General features: G+C 62.2%; 29 protein-coding genes and 1 pseudogene. 14 read left to right on the top strand and 16 right to left on the bottom strand.

Going from position 1 to position 25,670, the window contains the following annotated elements:
* Positions 1-6: 6 nt before the first annotated feature.
* Together LB528_RS07925 and LB528_RS07920 are read right to left on the bottom strand one after the other, a co-directional pair.
* Complete coding sequence (locus LB528_RS07925; protein WP_224714436.1) at positions 7-603, bottom strand: histidine phosphatase family protein; 597 nt, start codon at positions 601-603, stop codon at positions 7-9.
* Positions 600-1,703, bottom strand: a complete 1,104-nt coding sequence (locus LB528_RS07920; protein ID WP_224714435.1) for an inositol-3-phosphate synthase — start codon at positions 1,701-1,703, stop codon at positions 600-602. The genes LB528_RS07925 and LB528_RS07920 overlap by 4 nt, the downstream gene beginning before the upstream one ends.
* 192 nt (positions 1,704-1,895) lie before the next feature.
* On the opposite strand from LB528_RS07920, the gene LB528_RS07915 reads away from it, so the two are divergent.
* The 5 genes from LB528_RS07915 (at position 1,896) to LB528_RS07895 (ending at position 7,264) form a co-directional block, all read left to right on the top strand.
* Positions 1,896-2,348 (top strand): c-type cytochrome, encoded by a 453-nt coding sequence (locus tag LB528_RS07915; RefSeq protein ID WP_224512739.1) that lies wholly within the window; start codon positions 1,896-1,898, stop codon positions 2,346-2,348.
* An 86-nt stretch (positions 2,349-2,434) separates the two neighbouring features.
* Positions 2,435-3,517: a c-type cytochrome gene (locus tag LB528_RS07910; protein WP_224714434.1), complete on the top strand. Its 1,083-nt coding sequence runs from the start codon at positions 2,435-2,437 to the stop codon at positions 3,515-3,517.
* A gap of 160 nt (positions 3,518-3,677) precedes the next feature.
* Positions 3,678-4,757 carry a cytochrome c oxidase subunit II gene (gene coxB / locus LB528_RS07905; RefSeq protein ID WP_224714433.1) on the top strand — a complete coding sequence of 360 codons (1,080 nt, stop codon included), beginning with the start codon at positions 3,678-3,680 and terminating at the stop codon, positions 4,755-4,757.
* Positions 4,754-6,667, top strand: a complete 1,914-nt coding sequence (gene ctaD, locus LB528_RS07900) for a cytochrome c oxidase subunit I (RefSeq protein WP_224714432.1) — start codon at positions 4,754-4,756, stop codon at positions 6,665-6,667. Before coxB ends, ctaD begins: the two co-directional genes overlap by 4 nt.
* Positions 6,668-7,264: a heme-copper oxidase subunit III gene (locus tag LB528_RS07895; protein ID WP_224714431.1), complete on the top strand. Its 597-nt coding sequence runs from the start codon at positions 6,668-6,670 to the stop codon at positions 7,262-7,264.
* Positions 7,265-7,295: 31 nt separating this feature from the next.
* Here LB528_RS07895 and LB528_RS07890 read toward each other — a convergent pair whose 3' ends face one another.
* From LB528_RS07890 to LB528_RS07850, 9 genes and pseudogenes are all read right to left on the bottom strand, one after another.
* The gene (locus tag LB528_RS07890; protein WP_224512729.1) at positions 7,296-7,454 is read right to left on the bottom strand and encodes a DUF3309 family protein; all 159 of its coding nucleotides are present in this window, start codon (positions 7,452-7,454) and stop codon (positions 7,296-7,298) included.
* A gap of 427 nt (positions 7,455-7,881) precedes the next feature.
* Positions 7,882-8,835 (bottom strand): annotated as a pseudogene (locus LB528_RS07885) (UDP-glucuronic acid decarboxylase family protein); the annotation flags it as partial.
* A gap of 23 nt (positions 8,836-8,858) precedes the next feature.
* Positions 8,859-9,962 carry a glycosyltransferase gene (locus LB528_RS07880; protein ID WP_224714430.1) on the bottom strand — a complete coding sequence of 368 codons (1,104 nt, stop codon included), beginning with the start codon at positions 9,960-9,962 and terminating at the stop codon, positions 8,859-8,861.
* Entirely contained in the window at positions 9,959-11,053 is a 1,095-nt protein-coding gene (locus LB528_RS07875) for a glycosyltransferase (RefSeq protein WP_224714429.1), read from the bottom strand. Before LB528_RS07875 ends, LB528_RS07880 begins: the two co-directional genes overlap by 4 nt.
* Positions 11,050-12,180, bottom strand: coding sequence for a glycosyltransferase (locus LB528_RS07870; protein WP_224714428.1), 1,131 nt, complete (start codon positions 12,178-12,180; stop codon positions 11,050-11,052). Before LB528_RS07870 ends, LB528_RS07875 begins: the two co-directional genes overlap by 4 nt.
* 2 nt (positions 12,181-12,182) lie before the next feature.
* A complete protein-coding gene (locus LB528_RS07865; protein WP_318012281.1) occupies positions 12,183-13,244 on the bottom strand; it encodes a glycosyltransferase family 4 protein in 1,062 nt (353 codons plus the stop codon).
* A 23-nt stretch (positions 13,245-13,267) separates the two neighbouring features.
* Positions 13,268-14,560, bottom strand: coding sequence for a TIGR04295 family B12-binding domain-containing radical SAM protein (locus LB528_RS07860; protein WP_224512720.1), 1,293 nt, complete (start codon positions 14,558-14,560; stop codon positions 13,268-13,270).
* Positions 14,557-15,630 carry an NAD-dependent epimerase/dehydratase family protein gene (locus LB528_RS07855; RefSeq protein WP_224512718.1) on the bottom strand — a complete coding sequence of 358 codons (1,074 nt, stop codon included), beginning with the start codon at positions 15,628-15,630 and terminating at the stop codon, positions 14,557-14,559. The genes LB528_RS07860 and LB528_RS07855 overlap by 4 nt, the downstream gene beginning before the upstream one ends.
* On the bottom strand, positions 15,627-16,733 hold the full coding sequence (locus LB528_RS07850) for an NAD-dependent epimerase/dehydratase family protein (protein ID WP_224512716.1): 1,107 nt from the start codon (positions 16,731-16,733) through the stop codon (positions 15,627-15,629). Before LB528_RS07850 ends, LB528_RS07855 begins: the two co-directional genes overlap by 4 nt.
* Positions 16,734-16,902: 169 nt before the next feature.
* On the opposite strand from LB528_RS07850, the gene LB528_RS07845 reads away from it, so the two are divergent.
* Positions 16,903-17,175, top strand: a complete 273-nt coding sequence (locus LB528_RS07845) for a hypothetical protein (RefSeq protein WP_224512714.1) — start codon at positions 16,903-16,905, stop codon at positions 17,173-17,175.
* Positions 17,176-17,279: 104 nt separating this feature from the next.
* Positions 17,280-17,519, top strand: a complete 240-nt coding sequence (locus LB528_RS07840; RefSeq protein ID WP_224512712.1) for a hypothetical protein — start codon at positions 17,280-17,282, stop codon at positions 17,517-17,519.
* A 124-nt stretch (positions 17,520-17,643) separates the two neighbouring features.
* On the opposite strand, the gene LB528_RS07835 is transcribed toward LB528_RS07840, so the two are convergent.
* Together LB528_RS07835 and LB528_RS07830 are read right to left on the bottom strand one after the other, a co-directional pair.
* A complete protein-coding gene (locus LB528_RS07835; RefSeq protein WP_224512710.1) occupies positions 17,644-17,865 on the bottom strand; it encodes a hypothetical protein in 222 nt (73 codons plus the stop codon).
* 325 nt (positions 17,866-18,190) lie between these two features.
* Positions 18,191-18,511 carry a hypothetical protein gene (locus tag LB528_RS07830; protein WP_224512708.1) on the bottom strand — a complete coding sequence of 107 codons (321 nt, stop codon included), beginning with the start codon at positions 18,509-18,511 and terminating at the stop codon, positions 18,191-18,193.
* 363 nt (positions 18,512-18,874) lie between these two features.
* Here LB528_RS07830 and LB528_RS07825 point away from each other — a divergent pair, with 363 nt between their 5' ends.
* The 6 genes from LB528_RS07825 to LB528_RS07800 all read left to right on the top strand — a co-directional run bounded on the left by LB528_RS07825 (position 18,875) and on the right by LB528_RS07800 (position 22,095).
* Entirely contained in the window at positions 18,875-19,198 is a 324-nt protein-coding gene (locus LB528_RS07825; RefSeq protein WP_224512706.1) for a DUF6894 family protein, read from the top strand.
* Between the two features lie 36 nt (positions 19,199-19,234).
* A complete protein-coding gene (locus tag LB528_RS07820) occupies positions 19,235-19,486 on the top strand; it encodes a hypothetical protein (protein ID WP_224512703.1) in 252 nt (83 codons plus the stop codon).
* A 104-nt stretch (positions 19,487-19,590) separates the two neighbouring features.
* Positions 19,591-19,929 carry a hypothetical protein gene (locus tag LB528_RS07815; RefSeq protein WP_411962123.1) on the top strand — a complete coding sequence of 113 codons (339 nt, stop codon included), beginning with the start codon at positions 19,591-19,593 and terminating at the stop codon, positions 19,927-19,929.
* A gap of 277 nt (positions 19,930-20,206) precedes the next feature.
* Positions 20,207-20,632: a hypothetical protein gene (locus tag LB528_RS07810; protein ID WP_224512699.1), complete on the top strand. Its 426-nt coding sequence runs from the start codon at positions 20,207-20,209 to the stop codon at positions 20,630-20,632.
* A 190-nt stretch (positions 20,633-20,822) separates the two neighbouring features.
* Entirely contained in the window at positions 20,823-21,425 is a 603-nt protein-coding gene (locus tag LB528_RS07805) for a diguanylate cyclase (RefSeq protein WP_224512696.1), read from the top strand.
* A gap of 367 nt (positions 21,426-21,792) precedes the next feature.
* Positions 21,793-22,095 (top strand): hypothetical protein, encoded by a 303-nt coding sequence (locus tag LB528_RS07800; protein ID WP_224714536.1) that lies wholly within the window; start codon positions 21,793-21,795, stop codon positions 22,093-22,095.
* A gap of 53 nt (positions 22,096-22,148) precedes the next feature.
* Here the strand turns inward: LB528_RS07800 and LB528_RS07795 are convergent, their stop codons facing one another.
* From LB528_RS07795 to LB528_RS07785, 3 genes are read right to left on the bottom strand one after another with little or no spacing between them, the layout of a single operon-like run.
* Positions 22,149-22,361 carry a hypothetical protein gene (locus tag LB528_RS07795; RefSeq protein WP_224512693.1) on the bottom strand — a complete coding sequence of 71 codons (213 nt, stop codon included), beginning with the start codon at positions 22,359-22,361 and terminating at the stop codon, positions 22,149-22,151.
* Between the two features lie 8 nt (positions 22,362-22,369).
* Complete coding sequence (locus LB528_RS07790) at positions 22,370-22,930, bottom strand: hypothetical protein (RefSeq protein WP_224512690.1); 561 nt, start codon at positions 22,928-22,930, stop codon at positions 22,370-22,372.
* A 20-nt stretch (positions 22,931-22,950) separates the two neighbouring features.
* Entirely contained in the window at positions 22,951-23,676 is a 726-nt protein-coding gene (locus LB528_RS07785) for a DUF4142 domain-containing protein (protein WP_224714425.1), read from the bottom strand.
* Between the two features lie 1,135 nt (positions 23,677-24,811).
* Between LB528_RS07785 and LB528_RS07780 the strand changes: the two genes are divergently transcribed.
* On the top strand, positions 24,812-25,670 hold an 859-nt coding region (locus tag LB528_RS07780; RefSeq protein ID WP_224714424.1), incomplete at its 3' end, for a VCBS domain-containing protein.

Below are 25,670 nucleotides of genomic sequence, written 5' to 3'. Positions count from 1 at the left end.
GCTCCGTCAAGCGACTTCATTCAGGCGAATGAGCTTCGAACCCCAGTCGCCATGAACGATGGTGGTGATCGATGCGGGTTCGACGTCGAAGCGGAAGCAATCGCCTAGGTGAAGGCCGAGGACCTTGCACACGGCGGCCTTGATGACATCCGCGTGGCTGATCAGCGCAACATATTGGTTGGGGGTTTGCCGGCGCAGCGCATCCATCAGGCCGATAACCCGCTGCTGCGTGTCCTGCATGGTCTCGCCGCCCGGCGTGCGTGCGCTCTGGCGTTGGTCATTCCACATTCGCCAGGCGGCATCGCCATTCAGCTCTTCAAACGTCTTGCCGGACCACGCGCCATAGTCGATCTCGTCCAATTCCTGGCAGATCGCGATCTGCTCGACGTTGCAGGCGATGGCGATCGGTTTCGCTGTCTCCAAGGTGCGCTTGCGCGGACTGCTGAAGATCGCGGCGAGAGGCTCCTTCGCCATGCGACGCGCAAGCTGCAGCGCCTGCACCTGGCCGGCGCGACCGAGGTCCATATCCTCCAGACGGCCGGCCAAACAGCGGTCGACATTGTCATGCGCGGCATGCCGGACGAGGAAGAAGGTCGTGGTCATTCGGCGGCGTCGAGCATCGGCTCGTCCCTGCCGGCGATGAAGGCGAGCGTGCGCAGGCGGGCCTCGGCATCGGTGAACTGCTCCGGCGGCGACTTCATGAAGTAGCTGCAAGGCCCCGTGAGCGCGCCGGCAATGCCGCGATCGAGGGCCAGCTTGGCGCAGCGCACGGCATCGATCACCACGCCGGCGGAATTCGGCGAATCCCAGACTTCCAGCTTGAGCTCGGCATTCAGCGGCACGCCGCCGAAAGTCGTTCCCTCGACGCGGATATAGGCCCATTTGCGATCGGTGAGCCAAGGCACGTGGTCGCTGGGTCCGACATGGATGTTGCCCGGCTCGAGCGGAATATCGATCTGGCTGGTGACGGACTGCGTCTTGGAGATTTTCTTGGATTCCAGCCGCTCCCGCTCCAGCATGTTGAGGAAGTCGGTGTTGCCGCCGAAGTTGAGCTGGTAAGTGCGGTCGATGCGCACCCCGCGTTCCCGGAAGAGATTGGCGAGCAGCCGATGGACGATGGTCGCGCCGACCTGGCTCTTGATGTCGTCGCCGACAAGGGGCAGGCCACGCTCCTCGAAGCGCCGGCGCCATTCCGGCCGCGAAGCGATGAAGACCGGTATGCAATTGACGAAGGCGCAGCCGGCATCCAGTGCGCATTCGGCATAGAAGCGGGTGGCCGCTTCCGAGCCGACCGGCAGATAGGACACCAGCACCTCGGCTCCGCTTTCCCGCAGTCTCGCGGCCACGTCGGCGACCGGTTCATCCGCTTCCTCGACGATATCGCGCAGGTATTTGCCAATGCCGTCGAGGGTCGGTCCGCGGTGCACGCGCACCCCGATCGGCGCCACATCGGCAAAGCGGAAGGTGTTGTTGGGCGCGCTGTAGATCGCCTCGGCCACATCGCGCCCAACCTTGTCCTTCGCGACATCGAAGGCGCAGACGACTTCGACGTCGTCGACGTGGTAACCGCCGAGATCGGTATGCATCAGTCCGGGGATCGGCTCGTTGCTTTCTGCCTGGCGATAGTAGGTAAGGCCTTGCACGAGGGAGGATGCGCAATTGCCGACACCGACGATGCCGATGCGAACCTTTTTCGATGTCACGAAACCGCCGCCTCTGCTGTTGGGGGTATGTTCCTTGCCGCCGAACTGGCACCGGCCGGGAATGTTCCTTGCCGGCGGAAAAATTGCGGATCGCTGGTCAGCGCTTACGACCGCGTCGTTGCCGAACCAGGAAGCGCCTACGGGAACGGAACCTCGCCGATCCTGCAAAGTTAAAGCGCCGGAGCGATTGTCATGTCAGCAAACGCCGGCCTGCTGCTAGGCTGCGCATTTTGGTTTCTTGCCTATGCCGGCAACTGGGTCGCAGCCGGGGAACTCGGGCATCAACAAGCGAAGGTCGTCAAACCTCCGATCGAGCCCATGATTCCGGCTGCGCCGCAATCCTCGAACCCAACCGCATCCCAAGACTCGCCGGGCCGCGGGCTGTCGCTGTTTCTGAGCAACGGTTGCGGTGCATGCCATACTATAAGAGGCACCGAGGCCCGCGGGACGATTGGCCCGGACCTTTCCCATGTCGGATCGCGAACAGCGATCGGCGCCGGGGTCCTGCCGAACACCGAGGAAGCCTTTGCACGTTTCGTCGCTCGCCCTGATCTGTTCAAGCCAGGCGTGAAAATGCCGGCATTCGACGTGCTGCCGCAAACCGAAATCCAGACGATCGCGCGATATTTGAAAGCCTTGCAGTGATGCCCGGTTCTCGTACCGAATCCGGGACAACGTCGTCCAACGCTACTGCCGAAGAAGACGCCGCTCGCGTGGCGAACCAGCCGATAATGATCCACCTGAAGCATGTCGTATTCGGCGCCATCGGTTTGCCTGTCGTCCTGTTGCTTGCCGCATGGATCGGCTTCTTCAACGTCGGCGCCAGCAGCGGCCATTGGAAGGTGACGGCGTGGTTCCTTCAGCTCGCCATGCGCTCGGCCGTACGCACTTATGCACTGGCCGTGGACGCGCCGAAAACGCTCGACCGGCGGGGGCTTCCGGCGGCCGCCGGACATTTCGCGCGAGGCTGCGCGATCTGCCACGGCGCACCTGGCGAGCTCCGCTCGCCGGCGGTGCTGCGTATGCTTCCGCAACCGCCGGATCTTGCGCTCACGGTCGGAGATTGGACCGACGCCCAGCTTTTTCGGATCGTCAAGCATGGAATACGGTTCACCGGCATGCCCGCCTGGCCGGCCCGCGACCGCGACGACGAGGTCTGGGCAATGGTTGCTTTCCTGCGGGAACTCCCAAAGCTCAGTCCCAATGAATTTCGGGCGCTTGCCATCAACGGCAGCGACGTAACCAGCAGCGACCGGCAACCCGCCACCCCGGATGTTCTCTCCGACTGCATGCGCTGCCACGGAGGCGACGGCGAGGGCAGGAGTGACACCGTGCCCGCGCTGGCCGGACAGAAAGAAGCTTACCTGCTCGCAAGCCTCCAGGCCTATGCCAAAGGAGACCGCACGAGCGGCTTCATGGCTCTGCCGGTGACCGGCATAGCTCCTGACGAAATGGCCGCGCTTGCCCGGTATTTTGCGACGCTGTCACCGGCCTCGGGGGAACAGGATCAAATCCCGGCGGAGGTGATCAACGGCGGACGGCAAATCGCAGAAGCCGGAATTCCGGAGCGGAACGTGCCTGCCTGTGCCGGCTGTCACATCGGCTCCGACAAAAATCCGATCTATCCGCGCCTCGACGGTCAGCACGCCGCTTACCTCGAACAACAGCTAAAGCTGTTCCGGTCCGAGAGCCGAGGCGGCACGCCATTCTGGCGTATCATGGCGACTGCCGCCCAACGCCTCACGGACGACGATATACGGGCGGTATCGGCCTATTTTTCCAAACGGGCGGAAGATGTTCAGCAACTGCGATAGTACGTCGCCCAGAGGCGTTGCAGAGCCGAGAGCGCCTGCTGCGCAGGGCGCGCTTCGAGATCCGTTCAAGGAACTTTATCCCATCCTGCCAGTTCCAACAGCGCACAGACGGCCTGAGCGGACAGCCGGCTGAAGCATCCTTGCGGGTGAACCAGGCTGAATGCAGTTCCGGTGGCCTCACGAGACATGGAATTTCGGGACTGCAGCCTGGCCCGGCCCCCTGTCGCAGCTATGGCGCGTAGATGCCGCAGAACAGAAGAACGCCGCCGATCAGGCAGAAGGCGAGGAGTGTCGCAACGAAGAATCCGGGTTCGCGAAAAATCCTGGTATCGCGGTTCAGACTCACGGCTCAGCCTCTTCGGCACTCTACGAAGCCCTCAACACGGAACGGGACCGGCGAGTTCCGGATGCTGTGTTTTCTCTGTTTCGAAGAGCCCCCAATTGGCGGGCGTTGGCCAGCTTCATGGCTGCCGCCGGCGGATCCGCTCTCGCCTCTGGCTGCGCCGGTGTGCAGTCGGCCCTCGATCCGCACGGCGAGCGGGCCGACGCTCTGGCCGTTCTGTTCTGGATCTTCACGGCCGTGCTCGGACTGGTCTGGCTGGTCACCATGGCCGGCTTGTTCTTCGCGCTGACACGCCGGCGAGACAGTCGCGGCGAACCGGCGCAAGCGGGTCCAGTCGTCAAACGGCCGGTGCGTATCGCCTTTGCTGCGATGCTGGCATCGACCGTCATCATTCTCTCGGGCCTGGCCGTGCTCAGCTTCGACGGACAAAGGGCGGTTTTTGGGGACGGGGCCGGGGCGGCCATAACAATATCAGTCATAGGGCACCAATGGTGGTGGCAGGTCCGCTACGAAGGAAACAACGGTTTCGAGACGGCAAACGAGATTCGCATTCCGGTAGGCAGCGCGGTCGACATCAAGCTCACCACGGGTGACGTGATCCACTCGTTCTGGATACCGAGCCTTGCCGGCAAGCTTGATCTCATTCCAGGCAAAAGCAATGAGCTCCGTATCCAAGCGGATAAGCCCGGCGTGTACCGCGGCCAATGTGCCGAATTCTGCGGCCAGCAGCATGCGCATATGGCGATCTTCGTGGTGGCGCTGGAGCCGGGCGAATTCGAACGCTGGCGCGCAAAGCAAGCCGCGCCGGCAAGGCCGATGGCTCACCTTGCGAAGCAAAATGTCTTTGCTTCCGCGGCGTCGTCTCCATTCGCCGCCCTTTCGGAGCGTTCGCAATGAGCCCGGCGGTCGAAGAACGTCACGAGACCCGTGACACCGATCTGGGTGACGAGGAACTGCGCGTAAGGCTGAGCAAGACCTGGGGCTCGGCGCGTGGTCTGATAGGCATTCTCTCGACAGTCGATCACAAGATCATCGGCATCCGCTATGCCGTCACCGCCTTCGTCTTCCTGTTGGCCGGCGGCATCATGGCGATCATGATGCGGCTGCAGCTCGCGCGGCCGGACAGCCACCTCGTCGACGCCGAGCTCTACAACCAGCTTTTCACCATGCATGGCACAACGATGATGTTCCTGTTCGGGGTGCCGGTCGGCGAGGCGTTCGCCGTCTATCTGGTGCCGCTCATGGTCGGCACCCGCAACATCGCCTTTCCGCGCCTCAATGCCTTCTCCTACTACGTCTATCTGTTCGGCGGCCTGATGCTGTGGGGCGGTTTCGCGTTGAGCATCCGCCCTGATGTCGGCTGGTTCTCCTATGTGCCCCTCGCAAATCTGAATTTCACCCCAGGCAAGGGGCCGGACTATTGGGCGCAGATGATCACTTTCACCGAAGTCGCAGCGCTCGCAGTCTCGGTGGAGATCGTCGTCACAATCCTGAAGCAGCGCGCGCCGGGCATGACGCTCGACCGCATTCCACTCTTCGTGTGGACGATGCTCGTCCATTCCTTCATCATCATCTTCGCCATGCCGGCGATCATGCTCGCCTCGTCTATGCTGATCATGGAGCGGCTGGTCGGCACGCAGTTTTTCAATCCGGACGCGGGCGGCGATCCGCTGCTTTGGCAGCACCTTTTCTGGTTCTTTGGTCACCCCGAAGTCTACATCATCTTCCTGCCCGGAACCGCTTTCGTGTCGGCGATCGTGGCGACATTCTCCCGGCGACCGGTCTTCGGCTATTTGCCGATGGTGCTGTCGCTGATCGCGATCGGCTTTTTGTCCTTTGGCTTGTGGGTTCACCACATGTTCGTGACCGGCCTGCCTGAAATTGGTGCCGCATTCTTCACCGCCTCCAGCATGGCTATAGCCATTCCGAACGGGGTCCAGATATTCTGCTGGATCGCAACGCTGTGGGACGGCAAGCCGGTGCTCAAGACGCCGTTGATCTTCGTGCTCGGTTTCTTCTTCATCTTTGTCGCCGGCGGGCTCTCGGGTGTGATGCTGGCGTCGGTGCCGATCGATACGCAGGTGCACGACACCTATTTCGTCGTCGCCCATTTCCACTACGTGCTTATAGGCGGCACCGTCTTTCCGCTTGTCGCGGCCGTCTACTACTGGTTCCCGAAAGTGACGGGCCGGCTCATGGATGAGCGGCTCGGCAAATGGCAGTTCTTCCTCGCCTTCACTGGTTTCAACATCACGTTTTTTCCGATGCACCTGCTCGGTCTGCACGGCATGCCGCGCAGGGTCTACACCTATCCCGCGGAGACGGGCTGGGGCGGGCTCAACCTGCTCGCCAGCGCCGGCGCGCTGCTGTTCTTCGCAAGCTTTCTGCTCATGCTCTACAACATGATTGCCAGCGCCCGCTCGGGCGCCCTTGCCGGCGACAATCCCTGGGGCGCCGACACGTTGGAGTGGGCGACCAGTTCGCCGCCCCAGCCGCAGAATTTCGATCGCATTCCGTGCGTCACAAGCGCCTCGCCGCTATGGGATCAGGGCGACGACAAGGCGGTGGTCGGCGGCCTCAAGGTTGATGAGCGCGAACTGGTCGTGACGAGCCTCACGGAGGCCCGGCCTGACATTCGCGAGGAATCGCCGGCGCCCTCGATCTGGCCCTTTCTGGCGGCGCTTGCCACAGCCGCCGCGTTCATCGGCTCGATCTACTCGCCCTGGGCGATCACTTGGGGTTCGCCCGTCGTCGCCATCCTGCTGGTCGCCTGGTTCTGGCCGAAAACCATCGAGGAGAATGTCTAGATGGCTCGCAGCGTCATCGATGTCTCAGGGTTGCCGACCTATGCCTTCGGTTCGCGTGTCACTCCCTGGTGGGGGACCTTCTCGTTCTGCCTGCTGGAGGGAACTGGCTTCGCCCTCGGCATCGGCGGCTATCTCTACCTGGCCGTCACCAACAAGGACTGGGCGAAGGACGCGGTGCCTTTGAGCATGCTCTGGTCGGCGCTCTTCACGCTGGTCCTTGTCCTCAGCGCGCTGCCGAATTTCCTGATCAAGCGAGCAGCGATGCGGGAGAGCTTGCGCTCCGTCCGTCTGCTGCTGCTGATCATGAGCGCGATTGGGCTGGTGCTTATCGGACTGCGCATCATGGAATTCTCGGCTCTGCCGGTACGCTGGAGCGACAATGCGTATGGCTCCTTTGTCTGGCTCCTTCTCGGCCTGCATGGCGTGCATGTGCTGACTGACGTCGCCGACACGCTGGTCCTGACCGTGCTGATGTTCACGCGGCACGGAACAGGCAAACGCTTCAGCGATGCCGAGGACAATGCTTTCTACTGGTATTTCGTCGTGCTCTCATGGTTCCCCCTTTACGCTGTGCTCTATTGGCTGCTGAGGTTCTGATACGATCCTGCACGGTCTTGGGCACATCGCGTCAAATGCGGCCCATGAGAGCCATGATGACCAGGATGACGAGTATGACGCCGACCACGCCCGAAGGACCATAGCCCCAGCCTGACGAATATGGCCAGGCCGGGATCGCACCGATCAGCAACAGGATGAGTATGATGATGAGGATTGTTCCAAGACTCATGTCGGTTCCCCTTGCTGGTGAGTTGATGCTCGGACCTGCGACTGAGTTGCTTACGTCATTTGAGGCTCAGTCCAGCTTGCGCAGCATGTCAGCTTCCTGCTCGAGGATGCTGGCGACTTCCTCGCGTTGAAGATGCGTCATCATCAGGCTGACGCAACATTCGAGATACGTGATGGAGGCTCGTCGCAGGAAGGCGGCGGTTTCCGCGGCCGCCATCTGGTCGATGTCCCTGGTTGATCGCTTCGGCTGCACCACTGCGTTCTCCATGCCTCTTATCAGGCCCAACCAGAATCTTCGTCGGATGTTCCGCCTCGGCGACAAGAGCGCGGGAACCATCCGGGTCCTCAGGATCGCCAGCCTCAAATCCAACTGCGCCCGATTTGTTGATCGCGCCAACCCCAGGCACCATGGCGCTTTCGTCACGATCGGCAAAGTGAGCGATCGTCCGCAGCAAGCCTTGCCGGAGCGGTACTTTGGGTGACCAGCCAAGAAGCGCCTTCGCACGGGTTATGTCGGGGCGGCGCCGGCGCGGATCATCTTCAGGCAACGGCAAGAATTTCATGGGTGACCGGGTCCTGGTCAGTTCCCTCACCAAGTCGGCCAGTTCGAGGACGGTGAATTCCCCCGGATTGCCAAGATTGAGCGGCTGGCGCGGATTTGGGTCGATGTCCATGAGTCGCAGCAACCCTTGGACCAGATCGGTGACGTAGCAGAAGGATCGAGTCTGTCGTCCGTCGCCGAATATCGTCAGTGGCCGCTTTTCCAGTGCCTGCATGACCAGATTGGAGACGATACGGCCGTCGGCAGGATCCATTCTCGGGCCATAAGTATTGAAGATACGCGCCACGCGGACGTCGGCCATGTCGGCGCGCAGATAGTCGAAGCAAAGCGTCTCTGCCGTGCGCTTGCCTTCGTCGTAGCAGGCGCGCGGGCCGGTGCAGTTCACATGGCCGAGATAGTCCTCGCGCTGCGGATGCTGTTCGGGATCTCCATAGACTTCGCTCGTGGAAGCTTGCAGGAACCGCGCCCCGTCGCTAACGGCGAGCTCGAGCAAATTGAGCGTTCCGATCACGCAGGTGCGCGTCGTGTGGATCGGATCGGCCTGGTAGCGGGGCGGCGACGCAGCGCATGCCAGGTTGAAAATACGATCGACCGGCTCACCCAGCGTGAGCGGGCTGCAGATATCCTGCTCGATCAGCCGGAAGCGCGGCTGGCCGACAAGCGACTTGATGTTCTCCATTCGGCCGGTGAGAAAGTTGTCGATGCAGATCACGCGATAGCCGTCCTCAAACAGGGCCTCGCATAGATGCGAACCGAGGAAACCGGCACCGCCGGCGACAAGCACCGTCGGTGTCTGGTGGGCCTTTCTTGAACGCCGCATCTCTATGTTCTCCTGTCTGCCTGTCATGCTGCACTTTCAACGTCCAGATCGAGCACCGGACGTATCTGCTTTGATTGCGTAAGCACGGATGTGAACTCGCGCGCCCGAGCAGCCCCGGTGTGTCTTGCCAGGACCAGCGAATGGGCCTGCCTGGCCATGTTGAGCCTTGCGCGCTCCGACTGCCCGAGAAGGATGGCCGTCACGTCATCGGCGCTGCCGGCCGTCTGGATCGCCGATCGGGGAAAGAAACTGTCCAGGCCTGGCCAGCGGTCGCTGATGATCGGCGTCTTGCACGCCGCAGCTTCGAAAAGCCGCACGCTGGGAGACCATCCTGCCGCGATCATCGAGGTGCGCGTCACGTTGAGCGTGTAGCGCTGCCGGCTGTAGAAGCTGGCATGCTCGGCAGGCGGCAAATGCTCGATCCGCTCGATGTTGCCGGGCCAGGCGATTTCGTGCGGGTATTGCGAGCCTGCAACGACGAAGCGTCTGTCCGGGAGCCGGCGCGCGGGCTCGAGCAGAAGTGCTTCCAGGGTCTGCTGCCGATCCGGACTGTAGGTGCCGAGATAGCCTAAATCCCATTCGATGGCATTTCGGTTTCGATGATGCTGCTCCGGGTCGACGGAACAATAGAGCGGTTCGGCCCGGCGCGCGCCGAATTCGGATCTCAGTCGTTCGAGGGTCGGCCCGCCGGTAAAGGAAAAATAGACGTCGAAATATGGAATCTGCCGGCGGGCCAGATAGTCGCAATCATTCTCGGCGACCCTTGCCAGCGTGATCGGCGTGTCGATGTCGTAAAAGCAGAATTGCCCGGTGCACAGCGCTGCGACCTCGTCGATGACGGCCCTGCCTTCCGGTACGAAGGAACCGATCACCACGACGTCGGCCCGCTGAAGCTCGCGGTGATGCTTGCGTCGGAGGTCGTCGACCGTGTCGTAGTAGCGCAACTCGCAGAAGTCGGCCTCGCGCAGATCGCGGTGATGCGCATACCAGGGCACGTCGCGTTCGAGGAAAGTGACGCGATGACCGAGCTTGTCGAGCGCGCGCAGCAGACCCCGAAACGTCGTCGCGTGGCCGTTGCCCCAGGAAGAGGACAACGAAAGGCCGAGGAAAACAATGTCGAGTGTCATTCCGCGGCCTCCACGGTCCGGTGTTCGAAATGCGCCTTGAAGATGGTGTCGACCAGTTCAGCTCGCATTGTGTAGGTATGTTCGGCAAGGACGCGCCGAAGCGCTGCCGCGCCGATTGCCTTCGCTCGCGGCGGCGTAAGCGTGCGCATAATCTCGGCGACATCGGCACCGTCCCGCGCGACCAGGATTTCCTCTCCCGGCGTCAGGAACAACTCGATGCCTTCCCAGGCATCTGTGATGAGGCACGCGCCGGCGCCAGCCGCCTCGAACACTCGCGTGGCTGGCGAAAAGCCGTTGCTGGCCATGCTGTCGCGACTGATGTTCAGCACAGCCTTTGGCGTGACATTGAAGGCGTTGTGATCTCGCGTGCCGACATGCCCGAGCCAGGAAACATTCGGGGGCAGCGGCTTGTCGCCCCAACCCGACCCGCCGAGCAGGAAACGCTGATCGGCCAAGGTGCAAGCGGGTTCGAGAAAGAACGACTCGACCCGCGTCTCGCGGTCCGGCAGGCGATTGCCGAGAAAGGCGAGATCGCAGGGGAAGCGTGAATCCTCGGCGACGGGGTGATGTGTCTCGGGGTCGAGCGCATTGTAGATTGGAATGCATTCTGCTGCGCCAAACGCGCGATACTCCCATATGACGGGATCGCCGCCGCCATAGGTGAGCACGAGGCGGATCTTCTTCAGCTCTTCGTGAAGAGGATGATCAGGGTTGTTGCGCAGATCGGCGAGCGTCGCCGGGGCGTCGACGTCCCAGAACACCGTCAGCGCGTCGCTGCGTGCGTGGTCAATCAGGGCGCGCAACAGGGCTTCGTCTTCGAAGCCGACCCCGCTTGCCTTGACCACGATGTCGGCCTGCGCGGCGCGGGATGCAGCCTGCTTCAGCGCATCCGGCGTCGCCTCATAGACGACGACATCGCACCAATCGGGAGCCTCGATGTCTCTATGCTTCTGCCGGTCGAAGGCGTCCGGTTCATAAAAGACGATATCGTAACCGCGATGCGAAAGCGCCTTGAGCAGGCCCCGATAGTAGGTAGCCGCACCGTTCCAATACGACGATAGCAAGCTGGATCCGTAAAACGCGATTTTCATGCAGCAGCCTCCCTTGCAGGCGTTCCTTCGACTGCGTGGCGGTTGCCGCACGCGGCGAGTATGTCGAAGAGCTCATCGACGCGGCGACGGCATGTGTGCCGCGCGAGAATGGTTTCCAGCCCGGATGCCGCCAACGCCCTCGCAAGCCCGGTGTCATGCAACACGTCCCGCAGGTGCTGCCGCATCTCGGCCTCGTCGCGGGCAAACAGAAAATCCTTGCCGGGACGGAACAGCCCTTCAATGTCGGACCAAGGCGCCGAGATCAGCGGAATGCCGCTGGCCAATGCCTCGAACATGCGGATCGTGGGAATGCCGAGCAGGTGTTCACGGTAAGGCCGGCGCGGGATGTGCATAGTGAGGCGATGCTGCGCGAACGCTTTCGGAACGTCGGCGTTGGCGATCCAACCCTCGTGGCGCAGTCCGGCTTCGGCGAGCGCGGCCTTTGCCTCTGCTGGATAGCGAACGCCGTGAACCGTACCCGACAGGCCGAGCTCGCGTGCCGGCCCAATGAGGAACTCCCGAATTTCGGCACTGCGCTCGTCATCACCCCAGTTGCCGACCCAGACCAGGTCCGACGAGGGATCGATATCGGGTTGGGGCTTGAACAGCCGGTCGTCCGCCGCTTCGTGCCAGGTAAAGGCCCGCTTGCCCCAGCCGGCGCGAAGATAGCTTTCGCGCAGCGTTTCTCCGAACACCAAAACCCCATCATAGTATTCGAGGTTCAGCGCTGAGATCGACTGGGTCGCAGACACGGCACGGTGGTGCGTGTCGTGGAACAGGAGCGTGAAATTGCCGCCATTGAGCTTCGCGCGCCCGATGCGAGCGACGAGGCCCGGATCCGTCCATTCATGCACGATCACCGCGTCGGCGTCCGCAAGCCACGCTTCGTGATTGAACGAAGCGTCATAAGTCACCGGTATCAGCTCGGGAAAATCCCTCCGGAACCGTTCGACTGCGAAGGGGCCTTTCTCGGCCAACAGGTTCGAACGGCTCCACCCGTCCGCGGGCTCCAGCGCAAATGCGTGATGTCCGCGCGCGATAAGTTCCCGCATGACGCCGCGCTGGAAATGCGCGTTGCCATGGTTCCAGTCGGAAACGATGGAATGGGTGTAGAACACGAACCGCATCGTCAGCGCTCCGTGACGGCCATCGCCGCCCGATCATAGATGTCGCGCATCGCCGCTGCCTGGGCCTGCAGCGAGTACCGGCGCGCGCGGCGAGCGGCACGCCGGCCGAGTTGATCTCGCAGCTCCGCGTCGCCGACGAGTTGGGCGATGCATCGGGCGAGCGCACCGGAATCATGCACGTCGAAGAATGCCGCCGCGCCGTCCCAGATCTCACGATAGGTCGCAATGTCGGCGAGCACCAATGGCGCGCCAGAGAGCGCGGCCTCCAAGGCGGCGAGCCCGAAAGGCTCGTAGATCGATGGTGAAACGAAAATGCCGGCCCGAGCCATCAACCGGCGTGCCTCGGCATGGCCGACCGGGCCGAGCGAGACGCAATGATCGAGGCTGGCCCGTTGTCCATCCGTCCCGTCGAGCGGACCGGCGGCATAGACCGGCCATTCGGCAGTCGCAGCCGCCGCATCGAGCACCGTTGCGTTCTTGCCCTCGTCCCACCAGCGGGCCGCGGCGAAGACGAACGGCTCGCGGCGCGATGCGCGCGGGCCGGGCAAGGCGCCGTTAGGGACGATGCTCAGGCGCGAGATCGGTCCATAGCAGGCCTCGATGATATCGGCGTGGCTTCGACTGGGCGCGATGACCGCTTCGGCACGGTCGAAGCCGGCCCTGTTGCGATCCTTCTGCCAGGCCCAGTCACCCGCCGCGACCTGATTGCGCACGGCATGCAGCCAGGTCACGACGCAGGAATGTGAGACAGCCACGACAGGGCAGGGCAGATCGATCCTGGCTGCTTGCGCCGGGGCGTTGAGATGAACAAGGTCGGCGGCAAAGGCCGTTGCAAGCGCCTGCAACTCGCCAGGAAACCGGTCGAGAGCGCTCTCATCGCGCGTCATCCAGTCCGGTGGGGTTTCGAGCCAAGCGAGCGTAGCGAAGGACTGCACCTCCCGGGCCTGCTCCGCCGACGGTCGAGGCCCCAGGCCGGCCATCATGATGCTGTCGCCACCGGTAGCCAGCGCCCGTGCCAGATCGAGCGAATAGCGCCAGACCCCACCGACGGCGTCGGTGGTCATCAGGATGCGCCTTGGACGATGGATCAATGGTTGCAGCATGAGGACTCCAACTCGGCGAGTGCGCGCGGACGCTGGTCCTGGATGTCGCTGAACGTCCGGAACGAGGCGAGGTAGTGCTCATGCGCTCGCTCCCAGGCAAAATCATCGGGCTCGCCCCATAGCTCGCGGTAGCTCGGCGAGCTTGGATAGGGATAGAGCGGCACCGGCTCGTTGGCCCAGACGCCGTTGTCGATGAGATGCTTGCGCCAATAGTCCACCAGCGCAGGGTCATCCTCGACCACGCCGATCAGATTGGCCTGGACGAAGGGAACGTGCCGGCGGGCGTCGACCAGCAGCGCGGCCAGTTCCTCGGTGCCCAGCCGGCAGCGCTTGGCCAGCATCTCGCGGCCTTCGACGGTCAGGCTTTCGAGGCCTGCTTCGATCGAGACACAGCCGGCCGCACCCAGCAATTCCAGCAGCTCCGGTTTCCAAAGATCGATGCGCGTCTGCACGCCGAACTGGACGTTGCGGCTGATCAACGCCTCGAGCAGCGCCTTCTGCGGCAGGAAGATCTCGTCGATGAAATAGATGTAGCCGACGCCCTGAGCGATCAGGCCGTCTATCTCGGCGATGACCGCATCATGGTTCCTGCGCCGATACGCATCGCGAAAGTCGATCTTGGCGCAGAAGCTGCAATTGTAGGGGCAGCCTCGGGACGCCTCGACCTCCGCGCCGGCGCCCCTCTGGTCGGCGTCGAAGCGGTGATGATGATGGCCGTGCGCCGCGATCCATTCGGACGGCCAGGCGAGCGCAGGATGATCGACGAACTGGCTGGCATGCACGCCGCCATTGAACATTGGAAAATCGTTTTGGAGACGAGCGGTGTGCGCCACCTTGCTCCAGTCGCTTTGCTGCGCGAGTTCCGCCACCACCTCCTCGCATTCACCGCGCACGACGATATCGACACCTAGCTTGCGCAAGGTGGGAGCCGGCGTCGCCGAGCCATGCGGCCCAACAGCGACGGTGCGGCCTCCGCGCCCGGCAAGGTGGTTCAGGAACTCTGCCGGCACACGCAGTTCCGGCGGCGCGCAGCGCCAGAACAGGTAGGTCGGCGCGGTCGTCACCACGGTCATATCCGGCCCGAACGCCGCCGCGCGCTCGGCAAGGACCGCGTTATCGAGATCCTGCAACTGACCGTCCAGCATCAGCACCTCGTGCTGATTGGCTTCGAGCAGGGCCTTGCAGTATCCAAGCTCCAGCGGCAGATGCGGCTGTCGGCAGCCGAAATAGATGCTGTGCTCATAGGTCCAGTGCGGGTTTACCAGCGCGACCTTCATGCGACGTACCTCTCGGCTTCCGGGAGTGGCTGGAGGCGGTGCCGCAGCAGCCAACTGGCCAGGTCGCGGACACCTTCACGCCACGGGACATGCGCCTGCCAGCCGAGAGCGGCTTCTATCTTGCGGGTGTCGGCGACAAAGAAGGGCTGATCGCCGGTGCGTGCGAGCTCGTGACGGAGCGCGATGTCGCGGCCGGTCATGGCGGCGATCTCCGACAGCAGCGTGCGCAGGCTGACGGCGTTGCGCGGCCCGCCGCCGAGGTTGAACGCCTGGCCCTTGAAGTCCTCGATCCTGGCCAGCACGGCGCGATAGGCGGCAACCGCGTCGGATACGTGCAGGATGTCGCGCACCTGTTTGCCGTCGCCGTAGATTGTGATGGGCCGGCCGCTGAGCGCGCTCAGCAGGAAATGCGCGACCCAGCCCTGGTCCTCGGTGCCGAATTGGCGGGGCCCGTAAATGCAGCTCATGCGTAACACCGCCGTCGGCAGGCCATAGGACTTGGCATAGTCGAGGACATACTGGTCCGCCGCGCCCTTTGAGCAGCCGTATGGCGTGCAGAAGTCCAGCCCAATCGTCTCGCCCACACCATTGGCGCGAATGGCATCATCGGCGGGCTCGTAGCGATCATCGGCTTCGCGCACCGCAATCTGGGGCAGGCTGCCATAGACCTTGTTGGTGCTGGCGAAAACCACCGGTGCACCCGCCCGGCGAGCAGCTTCGAGCACGTTGAACGTGCCTTTCAGATTGATCTCGAGGTCTTTCGCGGGATCGAGCAGGCTCGTGGTTACGGCGGTCTGGGCGGCCAGATGGAAGATCGCCTTTGCCGGCGCCAACGCCGAAGCCACCCTGCCTTGATCGCGTATGTCCACGGTTTCAACGCTGAGATGGCTGCCATGCTTGCGCTGCAGCCATTCGAGGTTCTGCTCGACGCCGGGACGGCTGAAATTGTCGACGACAAGCACCGGTTTCCCATCCGACAACAGACTATCGGCCAGATTTGAGCCTATGAAGCCGCTGCCGCCGACGATCGCCACCGGCGCTTTGCGAAGGGTGCGATGCCGTTGGCTCATGACACCAGCCCTCGCTCTTCAAGCTCGCGCTTCATGTCTGCGCCGCGGTCGACGGCGACACTGTTGCGAACCCAGGCCGCGAATTCACCGAGCGAGTTCTCCAGCCTGTGGCTTGGCTCGAAGCCGAGCAGTTCACGGGCTTTGCCGATGTCGGCGAAGCAGTTGCGGATGTCTCCGGCGCGCGCCTTCCCGAGAATCTCGGGTGGCCGCTTCGGAACGCCCATCGCCTCGGCAAGCAGGCGGGCGACCTCGGTGATGGTGTAGGCGCGCCCGCTGCCGATATTGATGGCGTGGCCGGCTGCCTGTCGTTGCTCCAGCGCCAGGCGGAAAGCCCGGGCCACGTCGCGCACATGGACGAAGTCACGCTTTTGCTTGCCATCCTCGAACACCATCGGCCGCTTGCCGTTGGCAAGGCGAGCGGCGAAGTTGGCGAGCACGCCGGTGTAGGGATTGGCGAGTGCCTGTCCGGCGCCGAAGACGTTGAACAGCCGCAAGGCCACGGCATCCACATTGTAGGCCTGGCCGAAGATCAGCACTGCGCGCTCCTGGGCATATTTGGTCAGCGCGTAGATCGAGGCGAGATCAGGCCGCTTCTCTTCGTCGGTGGGAATAGGCGACAGTGCTTCGCCCGCGGCCGACAAAAGGTCCCACTGGCCGGTTCTGACATCGCTTGGTCTGCGGCGGGCATTGTCGACGCGCTTGCCGTCCGAAGTCTGGTACAGCCCCTCGCCGTAGATGCTCATCGATGACGCGACAACGATCCGTTCGACCGGTTTTTTGATCAATGCCTCAAGCAGCGTGGCGGTGCCGAGATCGTTGGTACCGACGTAACGGGCGATCTCGTACATGGATTGGCCGACGCCGACTTCGGCGGCGAGGTGGATTACGGCATCAGCATCCGAAACCGCTTCGGCCATCATCGCCCGGTCACACACATCGCCCTTGGTCAGCGCGGCGCCGGCGGGAATGCTGATGGCTTCGCGGCCATGCACCTGGTCCAAGAGCGCGTCCAGGATGCGCACTTCATAGCCATGTTCGATGAGTTCCTGGGTGACATGCCGGCCGATAAAACCGCACCCCCCCGTAACCAGTATACGTTTCACGAGAACTCCTTGCGGATTAGGCGTTGGGCTTCCGAACTGCGGGACAAAAGGTTTGTTCCTTGCTTCAACAAAGTTCGCTTCGCGGTTGCAGGCCGGGCCGCGCAAAATGGGAACTTTGATCTCTGGGCGCTGTTAGGGGCATGAGTCCCAGGGCGAGAAAGGAAAAGCCATGTCCGAGGCCAAGACGACCACCAATCACGACGACATCCGTAAGTGGGTGGAGGAGCGGGATGGGCATCCCGCCGTTGTTCGCACCAAAGGCGAGGGCGGCATCCTGCGCATCGACTTCGGCGATCCGGAGGAAGCGCTCGAGCCCATCGAGTGGGATGAGTTCTTCCGCATCTTCGATGAGAACGACCTCGCCTTCCTTTATCAGGACAAGGCCGGAAGCGGAGGAAAGAGCCGGTTCAACAAATTCGTCCAGCGCAGCCGCAACGCTTGACCGCCAACGTCGTTATCCGTTCCGTCGCAACAGCCGTTGGCGGCAAATGCACGACGGAACCATTTTCAGGTCCGGTGGTTGCGCGTCGGCGTGGAGTGATTGCCATGGGGCTCTTTTCCGACCTGAACAAGAAGCTGACCGAAAACATCTATGCGCATGGCAGCTATCTGACCGATCCGAGCGCCGATCTGCCCCGGCGTGTCGCAGAAACGGTCGATCTTCTTATGCCGTTCATCCAGCCGGATGCGCGCGAGGAGGTGAGGCTGCAGATCCTCGGCATCGTCCACGAGCATATGTATGACGAGCTCGAGAGCGGCCCGGAGGGCTCGGCTGCCGACGAATGAGATCCTCCGCCGGGACAGCGGCATTCCAGGCCTGCCCAGGAACTCCAACCTAGGAGACAGCGTGGCCGGGCTGCCTTGCTGAACTTGCAGGATTCCCTGCAGCGGTGCCGAGCAGCGCCGCGCCCTAGCTGATATCGACGATTTTTCGTTTCTTTTTTGGTGCCGACTTAGGCTTTGCGGCGCCAGGGGCCGACTTTGCCGCCGTCGTCGCCGTCGTTGCGGCCAGGCGCTGTTCACGCAGCCGAGCCGTCTTTGCCTGCCGTTCCAGCCGTTCGGTTTCGAGCAGTTGGCGCGCCGCAGCAGACGTTTGCTCACCTCTGCCCTTGTCGATCTTCCGCGTAGTCACGGTCGCTCCAAAGTCATTCGCTGTTGCAGGCGTATCCACCTTGCCCGGCGGTCTGTTCACCAGGCGGCGGACGAACAGGGGAGAAGCTCATCCTTTGTCGCCATGCACTCGCCGATCCTCCGTTTCACGCAACAGCCGCACGATCGCATCGACCGGTGATGGATCTGCCGCCGGTTGCATTCTGCGCCGCCACAGATGGCGAAGAAGTCTTCTCAGTTTTGACATCCGAATCGCCTCCTTGAGCTACAGAGCTACAAACTCGCGTCCAGGAAGGATGTTCCTGAGCAGGAGACCGGGTTCATTGCACGTCAGGATCAAGCGGCAGTTATCGGAGCAGCGCGGCAAACAGGAACGCGACGACCGCCAGGATCACGAGCGCCGCAATCACCAGCACAGGTGCCGTCCTGGCCGGCTGAAGGCCGGGCGCGTTCTCAGGGCGCCGCATTGCGTTCGCGAAGCTCGCCTGGTTGGTGAGTTTCGGTTCATGCAGTGCAGCGGGACGGGCCGGATTGGCGTTGCCACTGGCCTCCGCATCCGTTTCCAGGGGCGCGGCTGCCGGATCGAAGCCGGGTGTCTTGTCCTGGTTCATACCCGCCTGGATCTCGCCTCGTTCCTCCGCCGCTGTTCGCTTGGTCGGTGGGGTCATGGACATCTCCTTCACAACCAAACATCCGTCCGGCCTTGCTGTTCCCGCCTGAAGCTGTGACGCAAGAGGCGATGAGAAGCGCCGCTGGAGACCATCTTCTCCGGCTTGCCGAACATTGACGCGGCAAGCTTGAACAGAGCCGGAACTTTTCCGATTGGGCCAGCTTTAATCTTCATCAAGTGAAGATGACGAGGCGGCGATGCAGGTTCTAGGAACCGAAGTACATGCTGGACCCGACGGCATGATCGTCGAGTTCCTTGGCGAAGGCGGTGAAAAGATCGCCATCACGATGCCGGTATCCGATCCGCGATTGAGGCTCGATAAAGCCGCTCTTGTCGGCCGCGCCAAAGGTATGATGGCTCAGTGTGCGGTCTTCGACAATTCGGAGGGCCCTCAATCCAGCAGGACAGCCATCCCGCCAGACCTGCCACCTCGACCAAGCCGGACGGTCCGTTCACATTCGAATATCGCGACAACGGCAGCGTGCGACAGCTCGAGGGCGTGGAATTGGCAAGCCTGGAGGTCGCGCATGACGAGGCGTTGCGCTCGGCAATCGATCTGCTGGACGACATGGCGACCGAAGGCGGGCAGGAGGGCTGGGCCGTCCGGGTCAGGGACGCAAGCGGCAAGATAGTGTCGTCGGTCGACTTCGATGAGGCAAGGCGCGAAAAAGCGGCGGCGGAATGAGGACTGCGGGCTGCATAGCCGAAGAAAGGTCATAGCATGCTTCCCTTCCTACCGCTGGACACGCTGGCAGCTCCCAGAGGCGACGGGCTGCACCCCGAGTTTGCCCGCCTGCTCGGATCAGGCCTTGCTTCGGCCGAGCCTGAAGTGGTCGTGCTCCGCCAACCCGGAAACGGTGGGCTGGTCCAGGCCGGTCCCAATCCACTCGGCAATATCGACGGAGCGCCGCAGGAAAACGTCCTGCGCTTCCCCGCCCGGAAAAGCCTCAAGGGCCGACGTCGGAACGGCTAGCGAGCACCTGGGTGCCCCCTCCGGAGAGCCGGCTCTGCCCCCTTATTTCTTGGGAACAAGCCGGCCGGCGCCTTGTTGAGGCCACGGGACCCTTAGCATTGATCGTGGAAGACGAGGATCTGATCGCTTCGGACGTGGCGAATGGATTGATGGACAGCGGATTCGACGTGGCCTGCGTCGCCTCAGAGCGGGCCGCTGAAATCTGGCTCGCCGACCACACGCCGGATTTGGCCATTATAGATATACAACTGCTGGATGGGCAGCGCGGTATTGCCGCCAGTCGTCTCAAGGCGCTGGGCGTGTCCTTCATTGTACACTCTGGCTACGATCCGGAATTTCAGGCGTCTGTCTTTCACGACACGCCATATCTGTCAAAACCGGCGCCGATCCTGGATTTGGTCAAGCTTGCGAACCAGGTGATCGAGAATCAAGTTCGAGCTTGAGATCCAATCCGGACGGAAAACGGCTCACGCTTTTCCTAGAATTGCTCCAGCCATTCGACACTCCGCCATTGCAGGCGACGGCGCGCCCAAAAACGCGGATAGGGCTTCCTTCGGAACATTCGGGGCGGCGGCCAGTTCGATGCCGTGCAGGCTCCGTTGCTGGACGTCTGCCGAAGATCGGGTGGCAAACTGATGGCCCGCGTCCTGGTCCGTTGCGCGCGGGCCCGCCGATCTCTCGGGAGTAAACCGGTCACAGAAGAATAGATGGGAGCTTGTTATGAAACACCAAACGCTCGACCAATTGCACTCAGTCGCTGACATCAATCCGCTCGTGCCGCTTGCGACACGCACTGAGAAGATAGAGAGGTGGGCAGAACTCCTTGACCGCAATCCGTTGCGTTCTCTGGCTGCGCTCACCGGCACCGAGTATCTTTATCCAGGGATGCGCGAAGAAGCCCGGGCGGCAGGATCCCCCCTTACCGTTGCCTTTGAGGACCCGCTGCTCAGGGCATCGGGCTTGCAATCCGACACCTACGGGGAAGCCAGACGTTTCTTTGAACTCGCCGATTGGCAACTGCATGAAATCGTCTGCAGCTGCCATGCCGGCGCGACCATGCAGGCCGGCTGGGCTGCTCAGCGCGTCCGCAGGATCATCACCAGCAATCGCTTTCTTGCCTGGCTGAGAAGTCGTTTTGTGCGCTGATTGAACCCTATCGATCGGCGATTGTTGTGACAGTCGCCAGCGGCGCTCGAACCTCAATGCAGCAATCTGACCCGCGGCCATTGCCGGCGCGAAAATTCGGCTGCGGCGAGTCCAGGCAAAAAGGGAGATCGCATGAGTACTTCATGAAACGAATAACAGCGCAAACAGGCCAGGGGCGGAGCGCAGCTTCATGCTGAACGATCCGATGGTGCTCATTCTGATGTATTTCGTGTTGCCCGTCTGGCTGATCGCTGGATTCGCCGACTGGCTCTGCCATCGCGCGACGCATATCGAATCTACGACCGGAGCAAAGGAATCCCTGATCCATCTGCTGATGTTCGCGGAGGTCGGCATTCCTTTGCTCGCGGCGATGTTCTTGGAGATCGACGCCCTGATCATCGCCGTGATGATGATCGCTTTTCTCATCCATGAAGCGACTGCCATATGGGACGTACGTTACGCCACCACCGCGCGTACGGTCACCCCGATCGAACAGCACGTGCACAGCTTCCTGGAGATGATCCCGCTGATGGGCCTCGTCGGCGTGGTTTCGTTGCACTGGGGCCAGTTTCTGGCGCTATTCGGGTTTGGGCCAGAGAGCGCTCGCTTCGAACTCGCCTGGAAGCAGCAGCAGTTGCCGGTTGCCTATATCGCGGCAGTCATGACCACGATCCTGCTGTTCGAACTGCTGCCATATCTGGAGGAGTTCTTCAGAGGCTTGCGGACCAATGCCGGCCGACTGGTGCCTCCCAAGGCCCGGCGAAGCAAGGCTGGCGAGACGACCATGCGGTGAGAAAGCGCCAGGTTGCACTGACCGTCAGATGTTCTTCAGCCACTCTGGGCTGAAGCGGAGACTGATCCGCGCTACACAGAACTGGTCCGCAAGCAGATCGCCGCGAAGATCATCTCGCTTCCGGCGCTGCCGCTCCATTGGCGAGGACGATCTTGTCGTGCTTGCCAAAAGTTCGGAAGGAAGGAGCGCCATTTTACCGCCGGCTATGACCGTCGGCTTCTCTCTGATGTCGGTCACTCCCCAACGCGTGAGGCGCCGAAGCGGATAAGCGAAACGATCGCGGAGTTCTGGTTGCGTCGGCCGCGACCAAGCCGCGCCCTTGCCGTCAGCGATCTCGGGGAACGAAAGGGCCGGAAACGAATTGGATATTCATTCGGCGACGAGCAAAACGGCAGGATGGCGACAGAACGGGAAGCCGTTGAAAACCACGAATCACGAGGTGATCCGGGCCTGGATCGAAGCCCGCGAAGGCAGACCAGCGGTCGCGCGCACAGCGGGCGAGGCCGCTGTGCTACGTGTAGATTTCGGCGAGTGCGAAGACGATCTGCAGCCCGTCGAATGGGAAGAGTTCTTCGCGATATTGGACGGCAACGGGCTTGCCTTCGTGCACCAGGACATCACCGCCGAAGGATTGCCCAGCCGTTTCAACAAATTCGTCCAACGCGAATAACGAATCGACCCGAAATATCGGCTTTAATTAGGCTCACGCGTTTCGCGTGACGTTCATTGGTTGCCTGGCATTTTGCTGCTGTCTTGCGGGTTCTTTTTTATGCCGGCCGCCGGAGACGTATCCTGCGGTGCGTTGCCACCCTGGTTCTGCTCGGGCGTCCGCTTCAGCGGCGCCGTGGGCCAGCCTCGCTCGACATAGATGAACGCCGCATAACAGGCCAGCAGGACCACGACAGTCAGTATCAGGGGCCACAGCACTCGTTTCACGCCGCCTCCTATTTGCTCTGCGGGCGGTAACCGCCGGGCGCCGGGTCAAATCCTGTCCAGCCGTCTGCTTCATATTCGTTGCGCCGTTCGGCGACGTCCACGGATCTGGAGCCGTGGAGGATTGCTTGCGCCTGCGGAGCGAGGTCATCCTCGACGCGAGCGGTGACCAGCGCGCCGCCTCGGCGGATGCCTTCGGCATAGACGTGGGCATCACGTTCCGACACGTCGGCGCCATCCGTCAGGCTGCCAATGATGCCGCCGGCCGCTCCGCCCAGGACGGCGCCGGCGGCCGCGCCCGCGGCGGTCGCCGCCAGCCAGCCAGCCGCCACGATTGGACCGACGCCAGGTATTGCCATCGCGCCGAGACCGGTCGCCAAACCGCCGGCGCCGCCCACCACCGCACCGATGCCGGCTCCGCTGGCCGCGTCTTCGGCCGCAGGGGAAAGCCGGCCATCGGCATTGTTTGCGACGATACTGAGGTCGGATGTCGGCACGCCCATGGATTCCAACTCGCCCACGGCATCAGCCGCATCGTCATAGTCGTCGAACAGCGCGGTGATCGTTTGCATCTTGGTGACTCCTGTCATGATTACTGTTGGCCAACGAATACGTTGCCCTGATAGTCGAGCGCGACGGAGATACTTTTGCCGTCCTTCTTCGCCTCACCGCGCCAGATGCCCTGGCCGTCCTTGGCGAGCGAGGATATGTCGGTATATCCGGCGTCCTGGATGCGGGCTTTTGCCTGGGCTTCGGTGAAACTGTTGGCGCCCGGTACCGGCGCAGGCGGTTTGGGTGTCGATGCCGACTTGACCGCCGGCATGCTTGCGTTCGCGGCCGCGATTTTCTCGATCATGTCCTGATGCATCTTCAGGGTCGGCAGGGTCTCCGCCGCGAACGCCTTCAGGCCGGGATTGTCGCCATCCTTGGCGTAGGACTGGAAGAGGTTCACCGCATCCGCGTGGGCTCTGCGTTGCATCTCGACATAAGGCTGGTCAAATCCTGTCGTGGTGTTCCGCAGCTTTCCCAGGTCGCTTTGATGCGCGGCGTCGAGGCTAGCCGGCACTTGCAGCTTCTGCTCCGTGGCGAGCTTTTTCAGCTTGTCATTCGCCGCGCCGTGATCGGCAATCATCTTCTCGGCAAAATTCTTGACCTGCTGCTGCTTGGCCCTGTCCTGCGCAAGCTTGCTCGAATCCACCTCGAACAATCCGCCGACGGCGGCCTTGTCGACGAAGGTCTGTGCGTTGTCGGCCGCGACGGCCGGAAAGGCGAGCGACGCCATGGCCAAAGCCAGCGGTGCGAGTGTCCGCGCGCTCATGATTCAGGCTCCTTTGCTCGATGGCCAGGGGCCGAACAATCGTGTCACGGCTTTGTTCCCGGTCGAAGCCGCAGCCGGCGTTGCACGACTGACAGGCGCCCGGCTTGCGGGTAGACGAGAAAGCAGCGAGTTTCAAAATGGCTTTCGCGATCGAAAGCACTGCCTGCGAAAACGGAGGGCCATTCCAACGACAATCATCCGCGGTGGCGGCAACAATATCGCCGCGGAGCGGGACCAACGGCCAGAAGGCACCACCAGTGGGTGCGAAGACGGCTTGTGAGAAGAAAAATACAATTATAAGCTAATGTGCCAGAGCCGGAATCTAAGTTGAGGAATTTGTTTTTGTTCCCAGAGACTTGACCATAGTCTCGGCACAGTCTTAACCAACAAAAATATAACAAAATATTTCCGCGGATTGGTTCGGCTCCCGAACATTAACTCGCTGGGCGCGGCTAGGCAGCTTGACTGCCGCCGGTCGCCGCTAAGAGTTCGTCAAGCGCATGGTGCAAGTTGACCGAAGTGACGCCGTGTCAGACGCTGCATCCGGCTTTGTCCCGCGCGCTCCCTAAATTCCCTGGCCCTGACTGCGGCTACGAAATCAGAGCGGAGTATGCTCGGGGCAGGACCGCAGTTCATGACGGGCAAAAGTCTAAGCCCCATGTGGGGTGTGCGATACGCACCTATGAACGCCCCATTAGTGATTTTTGGCATATCAGATCCAGCAGCTTGCCCAGACTGTCTGCGTTCGTACAAGTACGCCTGCTGGCATTAACTCTTTATCGAATTCGAGATTGACGCGCGGTGGGGTAGAGTTAATAATATCCTAATATATAGGGTAGCGTGAATTAACTCCCGACTGGCAACAACGAGCTACGGCGCTACTGGGGTAGGGGAAACGCAACGCGGCGACCATCGCCGTCGTAGCCATCATCATTAAGCCACCGCCTGTCGGTGAACCGCCATTTAGGGCTGGCCGTTCACGGACTGGATCTCGGGTTGCGCCTGGTTGAATGGCACTCCAATCATTTCCTCCCCCCATCAGACTGGGCGCCGATTCATTCGGCATGGGGTAGTCAGCCGTCTCAAGACGGCCAAAAGGCGGACGCCGGGAGCGTCTGTCCGCAGGGGGTAGAAAATGGCCACGACGCAAATCTCCGGTGCCGGCGGGACAACTGTGTCATTCTCCAATACGCCGCAGGCGCAGAATGATGTTTTCTACTTCTCTGAAGATTCAACGGGCACTCTGGTCCTGAACGTATTGTCCAATGATTTGGGAGGGGCGGCGAAGCAGCTCTACTCCATCGACAACGCAGACAGTGCGACAACGTCAACAAAGACATATGCGCCCGCGGACCTGCTTATTCGTGACACCGCTTATTCAACTGATGCCGCTGTGCCTGTTGCGACCGCAGACACGAGCTATCTGGGCGCGCGGATCTGGATTAGCACGGACGGCACAATTCACTACGACAAGACCAGTATCGACTCGAAAATTCAGGCCCTTGGGGCGGGGCAGGTCCTCATCGACAAGCTTACCTATGCCATTCAGCTCGGCAATGGCACGCTCAGCTGGGCAACGGCCACTATTCAGTTCACCGGCACCAATGACGCGGCGGTGATCGGCACGCCGACGGTGGCCGACGTGACCGAGGACACGCCCAACAGCGCGGCGGTGACGCTGAGCGCGACGGGCACGATCTCGATCAGCGACATCGACACCGGCGAGGCTCACTTCCAGACCAGCGTCAGCGGCGCGGCCGGCAATTTGGGCGGCCTCGTGCTTGCGGCGGACGGCTCCTACACCTACTCGGTCGCCAATGCCGCCGTGCAGTTCCTGGGCGCCGGCGCCACCCATGTCGACACCTTCACGGTGACGGCGGCGGACGGCACCACCAAGGACGTCAGCTTCACCATCCACGGCACCAATGACGCGGCGGTGATCGGCACGCCGACGGTGGCCGACGTGACCGAGGACACGCCCAACAGCGCGGCGG

This window comes from Mesorhizobium sp. CA4 (assembly GCF_020165075.1).
Taxonomy (GTDB): Bacteria; Pseudomonadota; Alphaproteobacteria; order Rhizobiales; family Rhizobiaceae; genus Mesorhizobium.
This window is presented reverse-complemented; position numbering and strand designations above follow the sequence as displayed.